Source organism: Georgenia sp. SUBG003 (genome assembly GCF_000715355.2).
Classification (GTDB): Bacteria; Actinomycetota; Actinomycetes; order Actinomycetales; family Actinomycetaceae; genus Georgenia.
The window spans coordinates 2182303-2198248 of the sequence record NZ_CP180204.1 but is presented as its reverse complement, the minus strand read 5'-3'; the positions used below and the strand labels follow the sequence as shown (position 1 = coordinate 2198248).

The 15946-nt window shown below is 73.4% G+C and carries 16 protein-coding genes and 4 pseudogenes; 10 read left to right on the top strand and 10 right to left on the bottom strand.

Annotated elements, in window-relative coordinates; translation table 11 throughout:
- Nucleotides 1–11: 11 nt before the first annotated feature.
- Together DA06_RS10880 and DA06_RS10875 are read right to left on the bottom strand one after the other, a co-directional pair.
- Nucleotides 12–749: a S49 family peptidase gene (locus tag DA06_RS10880; protein WP_052436640.1), complete on the bottom strand. Its 738-nt coding sequence runs from the start codon at nt 747–749 to the stop codon at nt 12–14.
- 179 nt (nt 750–928) lie between these two features.
- A pseudogene (locus DA06_RS10875) lies at nt 929–1621 on the bottom strand (S49 family peptidase); the annotation flags it as partial.
- 190 nt (nt 1622–1811) lie between these two features.
- On the opposite strand from DA06_RS10875, the gene DA06_RS10870 reads away from it, so the two are divergent.
- The 7 genes from DA06_RS10870 (at nt 1812) to DA06_RS10840 (ending at nt 7381) form a co-directional block, all read left to right on the top strand.
- Complete coding sequence (locus tag DA06_RS10870; protein WP_418607684.1) at nt 1812–2135, top strand: LLM class flavin-dependent oxidoreductase; 324 nt, start codon at nt 1812–1814, stop codon at nt 2133–2135.
- A 34-nt stretch (nt 2136–2169) separates the two neighbouring features.
- Nucleotides 2170–2574: an LLM class flavin-dependent oxidoreductase gene (locus DA06_RS10865; protein WP_418607682.1), complete on the top strand. Its 405-nt coding sequence runs from the start codon at nt 2170–2172 to the stop codon at nt 2572–2574.
- Nucleotides 2571–2738 (top strand): hypothetical protein, encoded by a 168-nt coding sequence (locus DA06_RS10860; RefSeq protein WP_418607680.1) that lies wholly within the window; start codon nt 2571–2573, stop codon nt 2736–2738. Before DA06_RS10865 ends, DA06_RS10860 begins: the two co-directional genes overlap by 4 nt.
- 146 nt (nt 2739–2884) lie before the next feature.
- Nucleotides 2885–4987 (top strand): FG-GAP repeat domain-containing protein, encoded by a 2103-nt coding sequence (locus DA06_RS10855; RefSeq protein ID WP_418607678.1) that lies wholly within the window; start codon nt 2885–2887, stop codon nt 4985–4987.
- Entirely contained in the window at nt 4963–5925 is a 963-nt protein-coding gene (locus tag DA06_RS10850) for an FIMAH domain-containing protein (protein WP_043499907.1), read from the top strand. The genes DA06_RS10855 and DA06_RS10850 overlap by 25 nt, the downstream gene beginning before the upstream one ends.
- Nucleotides 5926–6157: 232 nt before the next feature.
- The gene (locus DA06_RS10845) at nt 6158–6310 is read left to right on the top strand and encodes a hypothetical protein (protein ID WP_418607676.1); all 153 of its coding nucleotides are present in this window, start codon (nt 6158–6160) and stop codon (nt 6308–6310) included.
- 651 nt (nt 6311–6961) lie between these two features.
- Nucleotides 6962–7381: a matrixin family metalloprotease gene (locus tag DA06_RS10840; protein ID WP_052436638.1), complete on the top strand. Its 420-nt coding sequence runs from the start codon at nt 6962–6964 to the stop codon at nt 7379–7381.
- 45 nt (nt 7382–7426) lie between these two features.
- On the opposite strand, the gene DA06_RS10835 is transcribed toward DA06_RS10840, so the two are convergent.
- The 4 genes and pseudogenes from DA06_RS10835 to DA06_RS10820 all read right to left on the bottom strand — a co-directional run bounded on the left by DA06_RS10835 (nt 7427) and on the right by DA06_RS10820 (nt 10602).
- Entirely contained in the window at nt 7427–7918 is a 492-nt protein-coding gene (locus DA06_RS10835) for a membrane dipeptidase (protein WP_418607675.1), read from the bottom strand.
- Between the two features lie 118 nt (nt 7919–8036).
- Nucleotides 8037–8633 (bottom strand): annotated as a pseudogene (locus DA06_RS10830) (dipeptidase); the annotation flags it as partial.
- Nucleotides 8634–8643: 10 nt separating this feature from the next.
- The gene (locus DA06_RS10825) at nt 8644–9447 is read right to left on the bottom strand and encodes a hypothetical protein (RefSeq protein WP_418607674.1); all 804 of its coding nucleotides are present in this window, start codon (nt 9445–9447) and stop codon (nt 8644–8646) included.
- A gap of 33 nt (nt 9448–9480) precedes the next feature.
- Complete coding sequence (locus DA06_RS10820) at nt 9481–10602, bottom strand: YhjD/YihY/BrkB family envelope integrity protein (protein ID WP_043499895.1); 1122 nt, start codon at nt 10600–10602, stop codon at nt 9481–9483.
- 263 nt (nt 10603–10865) lie between these two features.
- On the opposite strand from DA06_RS10820, the gene DA06_RS10815 reads away from it, so the two are divergent.
- Both DA06_RS10815 and DA06_RS10810 read left to right on the top strand, forming a co-directional pair.
- Nucleotides 10866–12230: an APC family permease gene (locus DA06_RS10815; RefSeq protein ID WP_052436636.1), complete on the top strand. Its 1365-nt coding sequence runs from the start codon at nt 10866–10868 to the stop codon at nt 12228–12230.
- A 175-nt stretch (nt 12231–12405) separates the two neighbouring features.
- Nucleotides 12406–13164 (top strand): hypothetical protein, encoded by a 759-nt coding sequence (locus DA06_RS10810; protein ID WP_052436635.1) that lies wholly within the window; start codon nt 12406–12408, stop codon nt 13162–13164.
- A 103-nt stretch (nt 13165–13267) separates the two neighbouring features.
- Here DA06_RS10810 and DA06_RS10805 read toward each other — a convergent pair.
- The 4 genes and pseudogenes from DA06_RS10805 to DA06_RS10790 form a co-directional block, all read right to left on the bottom strand.
- Nucleotides 13268–13525, bottom strand: a pseudogene (locus DA06_RS10805) (class I SAM-dependent methyltransferase); the annotation flags it as partial.
- Nucleotides 13526–13742: 217 nt separating this feature from the next.
- On the bottom strand, nt 13743–14114 hold the full coding sequence (locus DA06_RS10800; RefSeq protein ID WP_418607672.1) for a nuclear transport factor 2 family protein: 372 nt from the start codon (nt 14112–14114) through the stop codon (nt 13743–13745).
- A 79-nt stretch (nt 14115–14193) separates the two neighbouring features.
- Complete coding sequence (locus DA06_RS10795) at nt 14194–14922, bottom strand: nuclease-related domain-containing protein (protein WP_052436633.1); 729 nt, start codon at nt 14920–14922, stop codon at nt 14194–14196.
- Nucleotides 14923–15046: 124 nt separating this feature from the next.
- Nucleotides 15047–15187 (bottom strand): annotated as a pseudogene (locus DA06_RS10790) (DnaJ domain-containing protein); the annotation flags it as partial.
- 167 nt (nt 15188–15354) lie between these two features.
- Here DA06_RS10790 and DA06_RS10785 point away from each other — a divergent pair.
- The gene (locus DA06_RS10785; RefSeq protein ID WP_418607671.1) at nt 15355–15900 is read left to right on the top strand and encodes an SRPBCC family protein; all 546 of its coding nucleotides are present in this window, start codon (nt 15355–15357) and stop codon (nt 15898–15900) included.
- Nucleotides 15901–15946: the final 46 nt, after the last annotated feature.

Genomic DNA, 15946 nt, shown 5'->3' with positions numbered 1-15946 from the left:
GGTAACGACCGTCACCGGATGGTGACCGCGCGGTCGAACCAGGTCAGCACCTTCTCCGACCCGAACGGCCACAGGCCTCCGAGCGCCCCGGCGGCGTCCTTGCCGAAGGTCGGCAGGCCCGGCAGGTTCGGGCCCGTGGAGACGGTGCGTGCGGGGGCGTCGTCGGGCAGTCCGCCGAGGCGACGCGCGGCGGCGAGGCCCGCCTCGAGGTCGCCGAGCTCGTCGACGAGACCGATCTCCCTGGCGTCCTGCCCGCTCCAGATCCGGCCGCGCCCGATCTCGTCCACCCGCTCCCGGCTGAGGCCGCGGCCGGTGGCCACCCGGGCGACGAACCGCCCGTACACCTCGTCCATCATCTTCTCCGCCCACGCGCGCTCGTCGTCGGAGAAGGGGCGGTGCGGGCTCTCGAACAGCGCGCGGTCGCGTCCGACGGTCTCGGGGTTCAGGCCGTGCCGGTCGTCGAACTGGGTCAGGACCGGCTTGCCGACGACGACGCCGATGCTGCCGGTGAGCGTGTACGGGTCGGCGACCACGTGGTCGGCCTGGGCAAGGACGTAGTAGCCGCCGGAGCCGGCGACCTCGCCCATGACGGCGACGACCGGCTTGGTGCACCGAGCCACGGCGCGGCCGACGACGTCGGAGGCCAGGGCGGAGCCGCCCGGCGAGTCCACGAACAGCACGATCGCCTTCGTGTGCTCGTCCCGCTCGGCCTTGCGCAGGGCGGCGACGACGGTCTCGGATCCGGACATCGGCCCGGGGGAGGAACGGCAGCGGCGGGGTCCGGCGGGAGTGCCCCGTGACGATCGGGCCGATGACGGGGACGACGGCGACCCCGTCGGCCTTCCGGCCCGCCTTCCGTGCGGTCAGGTCGGCCATCATCAGCTCGATCGCGCGGCCCCACTGCTGGTCGACGGGGGGTGACGATCTCGTCGTCGTAGGCGATGCGGGTGACGAGGCCGAGGTCGAGGAGCTGGCGGGCGCTGGTGAGCGCCGTCCCGAACACGGCGTCGCCGTCGGCGCCGCGCGCCTCGAGCACGTGCGACTGCCAGCTGCGCTCGGCGGAGCTGACGTAGGCGGTGAGCTGCTCGCGGTCGTACTCGTCCATGCGGTCCTGGGAGAACCGGGTGAGCGCGGTCTTGTACTCGCGGATGCGCAGGTTCTCGAAGGTGATGCCGTGCCGGCCGAGGAACGCGCCGTAGAAGACCTGCTCGGCGGCGAAACCCGGCAGCGAGACCTCGGCGGACTCGGGGGCGACGACCTCGGTGAGGTGCGCCGTCGTCAGGAGGCTGCGCATGGAGACCTGCGGCACGTACCCGACCACCCGCTTGCTCTGCGCGAGGCGGCCGAGGGCGAGGCCGATCGCGTGCGCGGTGGCGAGGCCGACCCTGAGGTCGCCGACGCGGACGAGGACGCCGCGCAGCCAGTCGGCCTTCGCGAGCCGGTCCAGTCGTGCCGTGAGGCCCTCGAAGGACTCGTTGCGCTGCAGCAGCTCCTGGACGGGGGCGTTCCGGCGGTAGGTCGGGTAGCTGCCGTGGAGGTCGAGCACCACCCAGTCGGCGGCGCCGTCGGCGGCGGCCCTGCGGGCGAGGGTGAGGCGAAGTTTCTCCGGGAGTGGGGCCATGCCTCAGCGTAGCCAGGACCTACGACACGACCGACGGCGATGCGGGTGCACGACGCGTCGCCGCCGGCCTCGCGCCGGGGTCTCCTCGAACGGCTCGAGGTTCAGCGGCGCCGACGCGGGAACGTCACGCCGCTCGAGCACTGCCTCGGAAAGAGGTGGCACGGGCGGCCGACCTCCGTAACGCTGGGCCATGGTCTCCGTCACCGTCCAGGCCCTCCCGAGGGACGCCGCGTCGTGGCTCGACCTGGCCCGGGAGGTGGAGGCGCGCGGGTTCGACGCGCTGACGACGGCGGACCATCCCGGGTCCATCGCCTCGCCCTTCGTCGCGCTCGCCGCGGCGGGCGCCGTCACGTCTCGGATCGGCCTCGGCTCGTACGTCACGAACGGCGGCGTGCGCGAGCCGCAGCACGTCGCGGCCGACGTCGCGACGCTCGACGTCGTCTCCGGCGGTCGTGCCCGCCTCGGCCTGGGCGCGGGGCACACCCCCGGCCGAGTGGCGGGCCGTCGGGCGTGAGCGTCCGGGTGTCGCGGCGCGCGTGGAGCGGTGCATGGCCGTGGTCCGGGCCGTGCAGGGCCTGCTCGCGGGCGAGGAGGTCAGCGTCGACTCCGCGCGCCTGACCGTGCACCGCGCCCGGCTGGACGCGCCCCGGCCGGTGCAGGACCGGATCCCGCTCACGGTCGGCACCTCGAACTCGCGGCTGCTGCGGTTCGCCGGGGAGCACGCGGACGTCGTCGGCCTCAGCGGGCTGGGGCGCACGCTCGCGGACGGGCACATGCACGCCGTGCGCTGGACCACGGAGGTCGTGGACCGGCAGGTCGCGCTCGTGGCCGAGGGGGGCGGCGGACCGGAGCCGGCCGCCGGCGCTGGAGGCGCTCGTCCAGCTGGTCCGCGTGACCGACGACGCCGAGGGGGGCGGGCGCCGAGATCGCGGAGCACGCCGGCGTCCCGGTGAGCGAGCTGCTGGCCGTGCCGTACGTGCTCGTCGGCACGGAGGACGAGATCGTCGCCGCCGTCGCGGAGCACCACCGCCGCTGGGGCATCACCCGGTACGTGGTCCGGGCCGACGCCATCGGCGCGATGGCCCCGCTGCTGCCCCGGCTCGCCGCGATCGGCTGACGGGACGACCACCGGCCTCGGGCGGTGATCGCCGGGACGAGAGTTACGGACCGAAAACCCCTACGGCGGATCCGGCCCCGGCGTAGATTTCGGCCCGTACCACTCGCAATACCTCTCCCCCTGAGGACACCCCTATGAGAACCGCCGTGCGCGGGCGATCCGCGCTGCCTCGAACCATCGGAATCGCCGGGACAGCGGCGCTGCTCGCCGCCCTTGCCGTCACCCTGCCGCCGCAGGCGGCGGCGGCCCCCGTGCCGTGGGAGCACGACACGACCATCGACCTCCTCGCCCTGGCCAAGAACTCGGCCCCGGCGCCCACCGTCGCGGACTGGGACGGTGACGGCCAGGACGATCTCGTCGTCGGGCTCCGCTCGTCCGCGCAGCTCGGCGGCGTCGCCGTCGCGCTGCGGGAGGACGACGGCGACCTGGCGCCGCCGGTGTCCGTCTTCGACAGCGGCACCGCGACCAGCACCACCGGATGGACGCTGTACATGCGCCCCGCGGTCGGCGACTGGGACGGCGACGGTGACCAGGACCTGCTCGTCGGCACCTACTACAGCAACAAGGGCGTGCTCCTCTGCGAGAACGTCGCCGACGGCGGCGCTCCCGTCGTCCGCGGGGAGGACTGCGAGCCGCTGCGAACGGCCGCCGGGGCCGTCGTCGGCGCCACGACGGGCAGCACGGTCGGCTACGCCTCCCCCGAGCTCGTCGACTGGGACCTCGACGGCGACCTCGACCTGCTCGTCGGCACCGGGGCGTCGGCCGCGGAGAAGGGCGTGCGCCTGTACCGCAACGTCGGGAGCGCCGGCGCCCCCGTCCTCGCGGCGCCCGAGTCCGTCGTCGCGCGGGCCACCACCCCCGGCCTGGCCGCGGAGTCGTACTTCGAGCCGACGGTCGTCGACATCGATGACGACGGCCGCCGGGACCTCCTGATCGCCGGCGACCAGGTGGGCAGCGCCCGCGAGTTCACGCTGCACGAGTGCCTCAACACCGGCACCGACGGCGCACCCTCGTTCACCGCCTGCACACCCAGCCGCCTTCCCGGGCTGGTGAGCAACGTGGTCGCGGCCGCCGACTGGGACGACGACGGCTATCTCGACCTGCTGCGCGGGTTCCACTCCGGCTACATCACCAACCCCGTGACGCTCCTGCACGGCAAGGCGCCGGACGGCGACGGTGACGGCGTCTCAGACTCCATCGACAACTGCGCGACCGTTCCGAACGCCCCCGACCTGATGCTCGACAAGGCCAACCCGGTCCAGATCGACACCGACCGCGACGGGCTCGGGGACGTCTGCGACGAGGACGACGACGGCGACGTCGTGGTCGACACCACCGACAACTGCCCGCTGACCACCAGCGAGGACCAGGCCGACGTCGACGGCGACGGCCGCGGCGACGCCTGCGACGCCCGCGACGACCGTCCCGGGCACCCGGGCACCGGCACCTACGAGGTGGAGCAGGCCGACCGCATCGAGTGGGGCCGCAAGCCGGTGATCATGCTCCGCGCCGACGCCATGTCCGTGGGCTACCGCAGCGAGATCGCCGAGGCGCTCTCGACCGAGGCGCTCGACCGCGGGCTGCCGTTCTCCCTCGCTCTCATCCCGTGGGACACGGCTCGCCTGGACGGCTCCGACACCCCGGAGTTCCTCAACTCCGTGATCGCCGACCCGAACTTCGAGGTCGTCCACCACGGGACCTACCACACGTGCGTCTACACGCCCTACGTCGAGAAGTACGGCTCCTCCGCCTCCGAGTTCGACTGCGGCATGGACGTCTCGCGCGCCTTCAACCTCCTCAGGGTCGGCCAGCAGGCCATGACGGACACCGTCGACCTCGACCGGGCGAGCCACCAGCTCACCGGGTTCATCCCGCCGACGGACGCCTACGACGACGCAGCCGGGCAGCCATGCAGGCCGTCGGCTACAGCTGGGTCTCCTCCGCCTGGTACGCGGAGCCGGCCGGCCGGGAGGACTTCGCCTACGTCGACGACACCGGAATGGTGCACATCCCGTGGTCGCAGATCGCGTGCGGCAACGGCGCGGCGTCGTGGACCAACTGCCAGGCCCCCCTCACGCAGGGGATCGGCGCCCACAGCGGCGTCGACTGCGACGTCGCGGAGCTGTGCGCCCCGACCAAGGACGGCAAGGACTACTCCGACTGGCAGCAGCACGCCGACAACTCGCTCGCCGACCGGTGCGAGAACGACTTCGGCCGGTACGGCATGTGCGAGGTCCTCTTCGAGCTGACCTCGTACGACGGTGACTTCGCCGACGGCAGCCTCGACCCCCGGGCCTTCGCCGGGTACCGGCAGACGCTCACCGAGCTCGAGGACCTCGCGGAACGCTCCGGCGCCGTGTTCATGACGCTCGGCCAGTACGCCGCGGCGCTGCAGGCCGAGGACCACGTCGCCCCCGTGATCTCCGTCGGCACGGCGGACGGTGCGGCGTTCTCCTACACGGAGACGTTCACTGTGGACGTCGAGGCGTCCGACGACCTCAGCGGTGTGCACGCCGTCGACATCACGCTCGACGGCGAGGAGGTCACCGACGGCACGACCGTCGAGCTGGGTGGTCTCGCACTCGGTGAGCACGTCCTCGCCGTCACCGCCGAGGACGTCGCCGGCAACCGGAGCACCTCGCAGGTGACGTTCACCGTCATCGACGACGTGGCGCCGGAGATCGCCGTCGCCGGCCCGGTGGCCGGCACGTATCTCCATCACGAGACCGTCGTGGTGGACGTCGAGGTCACCGACGCCCGCAGCGACGTCGACGAGGTCGTGGTCACGCTCGACGGCGAACCGGTGGACGACGGTGCCGCGATCGACCTTCTCGACCTCACGCTCGGCCGGCACACGGTCGCGGTGGTGGCCACCGACGTGGCGGGCAACCGGTCGCAGACCAGCGTGACGTTCACCGTGGAGGCGACGATCGACTCGCTCCGGGCCACGGTGGAGCGGTACGTCGCCGACCGGAGCATCACCAACCCCGGCACCGTCACCAGCCTGAGGCAGCTGCTCGACGCCACCTCCTCGGCGTTCGCCGCCGGCCAGACCGGCACCGCCGTGAACCAGCTGGTGGCGTTCGAGAACCTGCTCGCGGCTCAGTCCGGCAGGCACGTGCCGGCCGACGTCGCCGGGCTGCTGACCACGGACAGCACGGCCGTGCGGGAGCCCTTCGCCGGCTGACCACGTCGCGGGAACGTCCCCCGGTGCCTCGGCGCCGGGGACGTTCCCGTCCCCACGGTCACGTGCTCAGCCATGGCTGCACCTTCGATCGCCCCGTTGCGCCGACGGTCGCAGGGTAGAACCGGCACGTAGCGGATGTCACCGCTCGAAGGTGAGTCGCTCCGTCCGGATGTCGGTGGCGGGGGTGACGATGGAACGGTCAGGAAGTAGGAAGCGGACGGAAGGGGCTGCCATGGCCGTCGCCACCATGACCGAGATCGAGCCGGACGTCGACGTCTTCGCGGACTGCGTGAAGGTCTGGTGCGAGGACTGCGACGGGCCCGCGCTGCTGCTGGATGGGTTCTGCGAGACGTGCGGCGCCCGGGACCATGACGCCCTGATCTGACGCCGCCCCTCGAGCCGGTGCCGCCGGCGGTCTGTGGGCTGCTGCCGGGCCTGACTTCCGCCCCGGACGGATCCAGGACCGCCCGGGCCGAAACAGGGGCGTGGCCGGACGCTCGCTGGCAGACTCCCGTCATGGGAGCGAACGTGTGGGACAGCCTCACGCTCGGTCCCGCCCGGCGGCGCCGCCGGATGAACCGGCAGCTCCGAGAGCTCGACCGGCTGGATCGACGCCATGGGCCGGGTGCCGCGTCGCTGTACGGCTCGTACGCGACGGGCGACGCGCACCTCTCGCCCTATTCGTACGCACACGGAGCTCCGGGAGCCGGCGACCGGCCCCTGCCGCCGGTCCCCGCCCCTGAGCCGCGACGCCGTGGCTCCCTGGTCCTCGCCGCGGTCGCCGTGCTCGCCGCGGGCGGCGGCGCCATGCTGCTCGTCGCTCCCGGTCAGGAGCGGCTCGCCGCCGCGCCCGTGGTCGTGCCCGGCGCCGGATCTTTCGTGTTCATGCAGGAGCAGGACGGCGAACCGGTCACCTACGACCCGTGCGAGCCGATCCGGTACGTCGTGAACGACGAGCTCGCCCCCGACGGCGCGGCAGCCCTGCTCACCGAGGCGCTGGACACCATCTCGGACGCGACGGGCCTGGTCTTCGAGAGTGCTGGCAGGACGGACGAGCGACCCGACCCGCAGCGGCCCGCGCGCGACGTCCTGCGCTACGGCGCCGAGCCCTCCCCCGGTCCTCGTCGCCTGGGCCACCCCCGAGCAGGTTCCCGACCTGGCCGGCGGCGTGGTCGGCGTCGGGGGCAGCATCTCCGAAGGCGTGGGCGGGAGCGCCATGCGCTACGTCAGCGGCATCGTCTACCTCGACGCCGCCGAGATCTCCGGGCTCCTGCGGCGCGCGGACGGCGAGGCGCAGGTTCGCGCCGTCATCGTCCACGAGCTCGGGCACCTCGTGGGTCTGGACCACGTCGACGACCCGAACGAGCTGATGCACGCCAAGAACCTGGGAAACACCCAGCTCGGCCCGGGCGACCGCCAGGGGCTCGCCGCCGTCGGCTCCGGCAGCTGCACGTAGTCGCCGGGCCGCCGGCCCGTCCGCAGGTTCTCGGCCGTCGGTCGCTCAGGCCATGGTGGGCCAGAGGATCTCGGACGCCGCGTCGTCGGCGTCGCGCAGGACTCGGAGCACGTTCTCGCCCGCGAGCGCCGCGAGGTCGGACCGCGACCAGCCGCGCTCGGCGAGCGCCTCGAACAGGCGGGGGTAGCCGGAGACGTCCTCGAGCCCCTCCGGGAGGCGGTCCACACCGTCGTAGTCGCCGCCGAGCCCGATGTGGTCGACGCCCGCGACCTCGCGGGCGTGCTCGAGGTGCGCCACGACGTCGTCGATCCCCACCCGGGGACGCGGGTGCCGCGACTCCCAGACGGCGAGCCGTTCCCGCCAGGCCACCTCGGGGTCCAGCCCGACGTTCTCCTCCGCCACGGCGGCCGGGTGCTCACCCGGACGGGGCGCGCGGGGCCAGTGCCAGGCTCCGCCGTCGAGCGCGGCGCGGGCCTCGGCGTCCCAGGCGGCCGCGGCGGGCGAGACGAACTTGGGCACGAAGGTCACCTGGAGCACACCGCCGTTGGCGGTCAGCCTCTCCAGCACGGCGTCGGAGGCGTTGCGGGGGGTGGTCGCACACGGCGCGGCAGGAGGAGTGGGAGAAGATCACCGGCGCCGTGGTGGCTGCGAGCGCGTCGAGCTGGGTGGACTCCGCGGTGTGGGAGAGGTCGACGAGCATGCCGATGCGGTTCATCTCGGCGACAACGGCGCGCCCGGCGTCGGCCAGGCCGCCGGCCGCGGGGGCGTCCGTGGCGGAGTCGGCCCACGAGACGTTGTCGTTGTGCGTCAGCGTCATGTACCGCACGCCCAGACGCGCGAACACCCGCAGCACACCGAGCGACTCGCCGATCGAGTGCCCACCCTCGGCGCCGAGGAGCGAGGCGATCTGGCCGCGGGCGAAGGCGCTGCGGACACCGTCGGCGGTGCAGACGAGCTCGAAGGTGTCGGGATAGCGGGCGATCAGGCGGTGGGCGGCGTCGATCTGCTCGAGCGTCCCGAGCACCGCCTCCGCACCGTGGAGCGTGGACGGCACGAAGACCGACCAGAACTGTGCACCTACCCGGCCGGCGCGCAGGCGCGGGATGTCGGTGTGCAGGCCGTCGCGCCGCCGGTCCAGGTTCTCGACGGAGTAGCCGGCGACGGTGCGCAGCGCGTACGGCAGGTCGTTGTGGCCGTCGACGAGCGGCGTGGTGGTCAGGACGTCCTCGACGAGGCGCGCGATGTCGGACATGGGTCGATTCTCAGCCCTGGGCGCCGGCGGGGCGGACGAAGAGCGCCGGGACGTAGTGGTAGGCGGGCCGCACCTCCATCGTCAGGTCGGCAGGGTCCTCCACCTCGAACCCCATCGTGAACCGGGCGGTCCCGCCCGGCTGGAGCATGGTGCCGGGCGGGCCGGTGAGACCGGCGTCCGGGTCGTAGACGGGCGGCGCGTCCGCGCCGCCGCTCGTCATCGCCACGAAGACGGACGTGTTGACCGGCTCGTCGGTGCCGTTGAGGATGACGACGTCGACCGTCAGGACGCCGGTGGCCGGCGGCGCGGTGGACGACGTCCGGGCCAGGGCACCGGCACCGGTGCCGACGGCCTCGGTCCCGGAAGTCCCGGCGCCGGGGCGTGCGGACGCCGGGGCCGACGCGGGCTCGGTGGCCGTCTGCGGAGGAGGCGAGCCCGCCGTGGGGTCGCCGCCCTCCTGAGGCCCCTCCTCCTGGTCGAGGTCGTCGTCCGTGACGGCGAGCTCCGCCGGGCGTCCGGCGGTGACGGCAAGCCCGTTGTCCCAGACGTAGGTCTGCCCGAACGCCAGGGATCCCGAGGGGCCAGCCGACCTCCTGCGGAGTCGGCGGGGTGGAGTACGGGCGGCTGCGGGCCGTCGAGCCGGACGGCGCGGGGAGCGTCTGGCTGCTGACGTCCAACGTCTCCCGCGGCAACCCTGCGCCCGACGACGACCGGATCGTCGTGGTCCCGCTCCAGGCGCTTCGGTAGACGGCGCCCGAGCGGGACGCCTGACGGCCGCAGCCCCCTGGGAGCTGCAGCCGCCTGGCAGCCGCACCGGCCTGGCTGCCCGGTGCCGGCGGGGTGCGGCTCAGCGGTGGCGTGCCTCGTCCGCGTCGTGGCCGGTGCGCTCGGGCTCGCGGGACGACACGTGCAGGTCGTCGACCTCGTCGGGGTCGGCGGTCCGGCCCCGGGACTCGCGCAGCGCACGCCCGCGCTCGACGTCCTCCTGCGCCTTCCTCGCCTTCTTGTCGCTGGCCTTGGTGTCACGCGGCGGCAGCTGCACCGTCTCCTCCGCGGGGATGCCGGCCTGCAGCTGACGGGCCCGCTCGAGCTCGGCGTCGAACTCCGCGCCGAAGAGCAGCGCGAGGTTCAGTATCCACAGCAGCAGCAGGAAGATGATGACGCCCGCCAGCGCGCCGTAGGTCGCGTTGTAGCTGTCCCCGCCGGAGAGGCTGATGTAGATCCCCAGGCCGAGGGCCGCGAGTGCCGCGACGAGGATCGCGATGACGGCGCCCGGGCTGACCCACCGCATCTTGGGCTGCTTCACGTTCGGGGTGACGTAGTAGAGCAGGGCGATGGTGACGACGACGATGAGCAGCAGCACCGGCCACTTGGCGATGCTCCAGACGGTCCGGCCCACGTCGCCCATCCCGATGATGCCGAAGACCGCCTCGGCGATCGGCCCGGACACCACGAGGATCACGCCGGCTGCGGCCACGAGGATGAGCATCACCAGGGTGAGCAGGTACATCAGCGGGCGAAGCTTCCAGACGGGGCGGCCCTCGGGCACCTCGTAGATGCGGTTCATCGCCCGGGAGAAGGCGTTGACGTAGTTGGACGCCGTCCACAGGGCCACGAGCAGGCCGATGACCAGGCCGAGCCCCGCGGCGTCGGTCTGGGTGATGTTGTCGAGGATCGGCTCGAGCCGCTCCATCGAATCTTCCGGGACGAACTCCGACGCCATGTCGATGATCGCCTGGGTGCTGCGACCCTGCCCGACGAGGCTGAGGATCGAGGCGAGGGCGATGAGCGCGGGGAAGAGCGAAAGCACCCCGTAGTAGGTCAGCGCGGCGGCGAGGTCGGTGCAGTCGTCGTCCATGAACTCGCGGACCGTCTTGCGCAGCGTGTAGCCCCACGAGGGCTTCCTGATGTCCGTGATCGAGTCGGGCTTGGCCGGATGCTCGGCGTCCACCGCGTGCTTCTTGCTCATCGAGATTCCCCTCCGCGTGTGCTGCGGCACCCGAGGTGCCGTGCGTGCTGCCAGCGTGAGGCCACCTCCCGGGAGCGGCAACCGGAGGCCGAGCTCCCGCCCGTCCGGGTTGCCGGCGGACCGAGGTCAACCCGAGGGCCGTCGTCCCGACCGTCCGGGTGCCGGTGAACCGCGGGGCCGCCCCGCGCTGGATCGAAGGCTGGGGCGTGGGGTCCACCGCTGCTCCGGTTGCCGGACCGCCCTGCCGGCCCGAGTCTGAGCCGATGACGACCGACGCGCCGGCGGGGCAACGCTCACGCCTGAAGAAGGGCATCACGCCCGCCCTGCTGTTCCTCTTCATCCTCGGGGACGTGCTCGGGGCCGGTGTCTACGCCCTCGTCGGTGTGCTGGCCGAGGAGGCCGGCGGGATGATGTGGGTCCCGCTGCTGCTCGCCATGGTCATGGCGCTGCTGACCGCGTCGAGCTACGCCGAGCTCGTCACGAAGTACCCGAAGGCCGGCGGTGCCGCCGTGTTCGCGCGCCGCGCGTTCGGCCGGCCCCTCATCTCCTTCCTCGTCGGCTTCTCCATGCTCGCCGCCGGGGTGACGAGTGCGGCGGGGCTGGCGATCGCTTTCTCCGGCGACTACCTGGCCACGTTCGTCGACATCCCCACCGCCCTGGCCGCGCCGGTCTTCCTCGCCCTGCTGGCCCTGCTCAACGCGCGCGGCATCAAGGAGTCTGTGCGCTCCAACGTCGTCATGACGGTCATCGAGGTCTCCGGACTGGTGCTGGTCATCGTCCTGGGGGCCGTCGCCGTCGGCGCCGGGCAGGGGGACGCGGGCCGGCTGACAGAGCTTCCCGACGGCGTGGGTCTCGGCGCGGCCGCCCTCGGCGGCGCCCTGATCGCCTTCTACTCGTTCGTCGGTTTCGAGGTCTCGGCCAACGTCGCCGAGGAGGTCCACGACGTCAACCGCGTGTACCCGCGCGCCCTGTTCGGCGCCCTGGCGGTGGCCGGCGCGGTGTACGTGCTCATCGCCGTGGTCGCCGCCCTCGTCATCGACCCCCAGGACCTCGCCGGCTCCACGAGCCCGTTGCTCGACGTCGTCGGAGCGACCGGGATCGGCCTACCGGACTGGGCGTTCAGCGCCATCGCCCTGGTCGCCGTCGCGAACGGTGCGCTGCTGACGATGATCATGTCCAGCCGCATGGCCTACGGCATGGCCGACGAGGGGCTCCTGCCGCACCCGCTGACGAAGGTCCTGCCGAACCGGCGCACGCCCTGGCTCGCCATCGTGCTCACCACCCTGCTGGCGGTGGCGCTCACCCTGGTCGGCGACCTGGCGATGCTCGCGGAGACCGTGGTCCTGCTGCTGCTCTTCGTCTTCCTCAGCACCAACGTCGCGGTGCTCGTGCTGCGCAAGGACCGGGTCGAGCACGCCCACTACCGCACGCCGGTGGTCCTGCCGGTGCTCGCCGTCGTCTCCTGCGTCGTGCTGCTGGCGCAGCAGTCGCTGGAGGTGTGGGCCTACGGGCTGGGGATGCTCCTGCTCGGCGTGGTGCTGCACCTGTTCACCCGGCGCACCTCGCACGCCCGGGTGATGCGGGCCGAGCACGCGGAGGAGCGGGCCGCCGCCCTGCGCAGCCGCTAGGCGATGGCTCCCTGCGAGCGATGCCCTCGTGCCTGCTGATGGCCTCCGGTCCCGCGGTCCGGCGCCGGACCGGGCCGTCCGCCGAACCGGTCGCCCCGGCCGCCACGCTGGCGGACGACGCCGCGGCAGGGGATCGTTGACCTGTTCCGGTCCGCTTCGACGAGAGGTGACGAGGATGGCCCCCCTCCGGGCGGTGGTGACAGCTGCGGCCGCGGGCGGCGGTGTGCTGCTGGGCGTTGCGGTCGTGGCGCTCGGAGTGGTGCGCCAGGCGAAACCGATGCACACCCGCGGGTCCGTGGTGAAGGCGTCGATCAACCTGCACTCCCGCCCGGCCGAGCTCGGCATGCCGCTCGGTGTGCCCGGCCGCCGCGAGGCGACCGTGCGTTTCTCGCGCGGGATCGGGCTGCCGGAGGCGTTGCCCGACATCCAGGGCCTCGCGCTGCGGGTGCACGACGCGTCCGGGCCCATCGACGTCCTGCTCGCCTCCACCGGCCGCGGCCGGTGGAGCCGGTGGCTGCTCACCTTCCGCCGTCGTCCCGAGGACGGCCCGCTCACGAGCCTGATGCCGTACAAGGGGCCGCACGGACCGGTGCTCCTCGGCGCCGAGCCGTCCCAGGACCCGCGCATCTTCGTGCTCGAGTGGGCGACGCCGCGCGGGCCGTGGCGCACCTTCGCCACGCTGGAGTGCGAGCGGCCGCCGGCCGACGGGCACGACGCCCCGATCCGGTTCCGGCCGCTGTCGAACACGCCGCTCGGCCTGGGCACGTACGAGTGGACGGCGCAGCTGCGGCGCTACGGCTACCGCTGGGCGGCGGCGGTCTCGCCCGCCCTGCCCAGGAGCGCCACGAGGAAGTCGGAGCCCTGGCCGAACGGCCGCAGGTCCCAGCTGGACAGGAGCACCGCGGGCTCGAGCCCGGACGCGCGGCGTCGCTGAGGAACTCCTCGAACCCGTAGCCGCGGCCCGCCCCGAAGCCGACCGCCGCCCGGCCGCCCGGGCGCAGGTGCAGGCCGAAACGGCGCAGGACCTCGCGCCGCGTGCTCGGGGCGAGGAAGGTCATCACGTTTCCCGCGCAGACGATCGCGTCGAAGCCCTCGATGATCCCGCGGGCCGGCAGGTCCAGCTCGGCGAGGTCGCCGACCAGCCAGGTCGGGCCAGGATGGTCCTCCTCCGCGGCGGCGACCAGCACCGGGTCGACGTCGACGCCGACCACCTCGTGGCCCGCTGCGGCCAGGGCGGAGCCCACCCGGCCGGGTCCGCAGCCGGCGTCGAGGACCCGCGCGCCGCGGGGCACCATCGCGTCGACCAGGCGGGCCTCGCCGGCGAGGTCTGCCCCCGAGGCCGCCATGGTGCGGAACCGCTCGACGTACCACCTCGAGTGGTCGGGGTTCGACTCGGTGATGCGCTGCCAGCCGCTCGGCTCGGGCACGGTGTGCCTCCTCTCCCTGGTTCCGGATGCTTCCTGGTGAATGCCCCCGGGCGGTGCGCTGTCGCCGGCCGGCGGGCGGTCCGGCTCAGCCGCCGTGGCTCTGGCTCCGGCCGTCCTGGACCGCGTAGTAGATCGTCTGGGCGACGATCCGCCCGTCCCGCACGACGAACGAGTCGACGCCGTTGCGCACCCGCACCTGCGGCGAGCGGCCGCTCCACCGCAGCATCCCGAAGTCGCCCTCGACCATCAGCGCCTCGTAGCGGAACGCCCCGGGCCCCAGGTAGGACGAGAGCAGCCCGGCCCGGTGCCGCACGGCGTCCAGCCCCCGGCCGGCGCCCTCGCCCCAGGAGAGCAGGACGACGTCGGGGTCGTAGTTCTCCGCCAGGTCGGCCTCGAGGTCCCCCTCCTCACGGTGGGCGAGATGGGACTCGAGGACCTCTCGGGTGGATCTCGTCACGATGCCTCCGTTCGTCCTGCCCACCGTAGGCCGCCCGAGGCCCGGTTGTCCGCCCGGGCCCTCCAGCCGCCGGCGTGGGTCACACGAACCGGATGTGGTCCTGCAGCCGGGTGCGGACGTCGAAGAAGGCGGCATCGTCCAGGCGGCCCGTGCCGGGCAGGCCGACCGCCAGCAGGAACCCCAGCGAGCTGCGCCGGACGGCGAGCCGGGCGGGCCGGCGCCCACGGCCCCGGCGCAGGAGCACGACGTCCTCGGCGAGCGCGCCGTCCGGCAGCACGAGCACGACGGCCGTGGCCGCGACGCGCCACGACCTGAGGACCCGTGCCCTGCGCTCGAGCGACCGCACCGGCTGCGCGCCCGGTGCGAGCGCCTCGCTCACGAGCTCGCTGCCGCGGGGACGCGCGGGTGCGCCCCAGTCCTCGGACTGCAGGACGAACACGCCGGTCGGACCCAGCACGACGTGGTCGAGCTTCGCGGAACCGGAAGGCCCCAGAGTCGCGTCGGAGGTCCAGGCGCCGCTGTCGCTGGCCGTCGCGACGTCGTGCCAGACGGCGAAGGACGGACCCAGGCTGCTCAGGATCCGCGCCGTCGCCTCCTCCGCGAGCGCGTCCGAGAGGGCGTGCCGCACCTCGTGCGGCGCCCGCCGGAGCAGGTCCTCCTGGTACGGGTCGGGGAGGTCGACGCCACGACCGACCCACTCCCGCATGAGCGTGAGGTAGCGCTGCCGCGACGCCCCGCCCGGGTGCCCGTACGAGCGGGCGGACGACGGCGCACGGGCGCTGCCCCGGCTCGTCCCGGTGGTCCACACCCGCGTGCCCTCGTCCGCCTGCCGGGCGGACCGGGCCGACCGGCGGGGCGCCGGCCGCCGTGCGGTCGTACTCCGCCCTGAGTGCCGGGGTGCCCACACGCTCCCAGGCGAGCTGCACCGCGTGGAACGCGGCCGGGTCGCCGCCGAGGTCGGGGTGGGTCTCGCGCTGGCGGCGTCGGTACGCGCGCCGCAGCTCCTCGGCGGACGCGTGGCGGTCCACACCGAGGACGTCGTAGGGCGTGGTACCTGGATCGGCGTCGGTCATGGAGATCTGTGGGGGTGTGCAGCGGCCTACACGGTACCTCCCCCCGACGGCGAACGTCCCGAAGGTCTTCCTCTCGCCTCGCGAGGTGCGCCGGGATCCTCGATGCTGGAGGAGACAGAACGGGCGGGCGCGCCCCGCCCCCTCGCCCGACGAGAAGGAGTTCTGGCATGACCACGAAGGTTCACAAGACGGTTGAGGTCGACGTCCCGGTCACCACGGTCTACAACCAGTGGACGCAGTTCGAGGAGTTCCCCCACTTCATGGGCGGCGTGGAGAAGGTCACCCAGCTGACCGACGCGAGCCTGGAGTGGGAGGCCCAGATCGCCGGTGTGAAGCGGAAGTGGAAGGCACGGATCGTCGAGCAGGTCCCGGACACCAGGGTGGGCTGGGCGGCGACGGAGGGCGCGACGAACGCCGGCACGGTGGAGTTCCGTGACCTCGGCGCCGGCCGTACCGAGGTGAGTCTGACGCTGGAGTTCGAGCCGGAGGGCGCCGTCGAGAAGGCCGGCGACACGCTGGGCATCGTCGAGCGGCAGGCGGAGTCGGACCTGAAGAAGTTCAAGGAGTTCATCGAGGACGAGGGCTACGAGACGGGCGCCTGGCGCGGCACCATCGGCGCCGGCGGGACGGCGACCGGCGCGGTCCAGGACCCCGCCGCCGGGTCCACGGGCCTGGGCACCGACCCCGGCCTGGGTGGGACCACCCGGCTCTGACGGCTCGGGACGTGGCCGTTCGACGGTCACGCTGAGACGAGGAGGG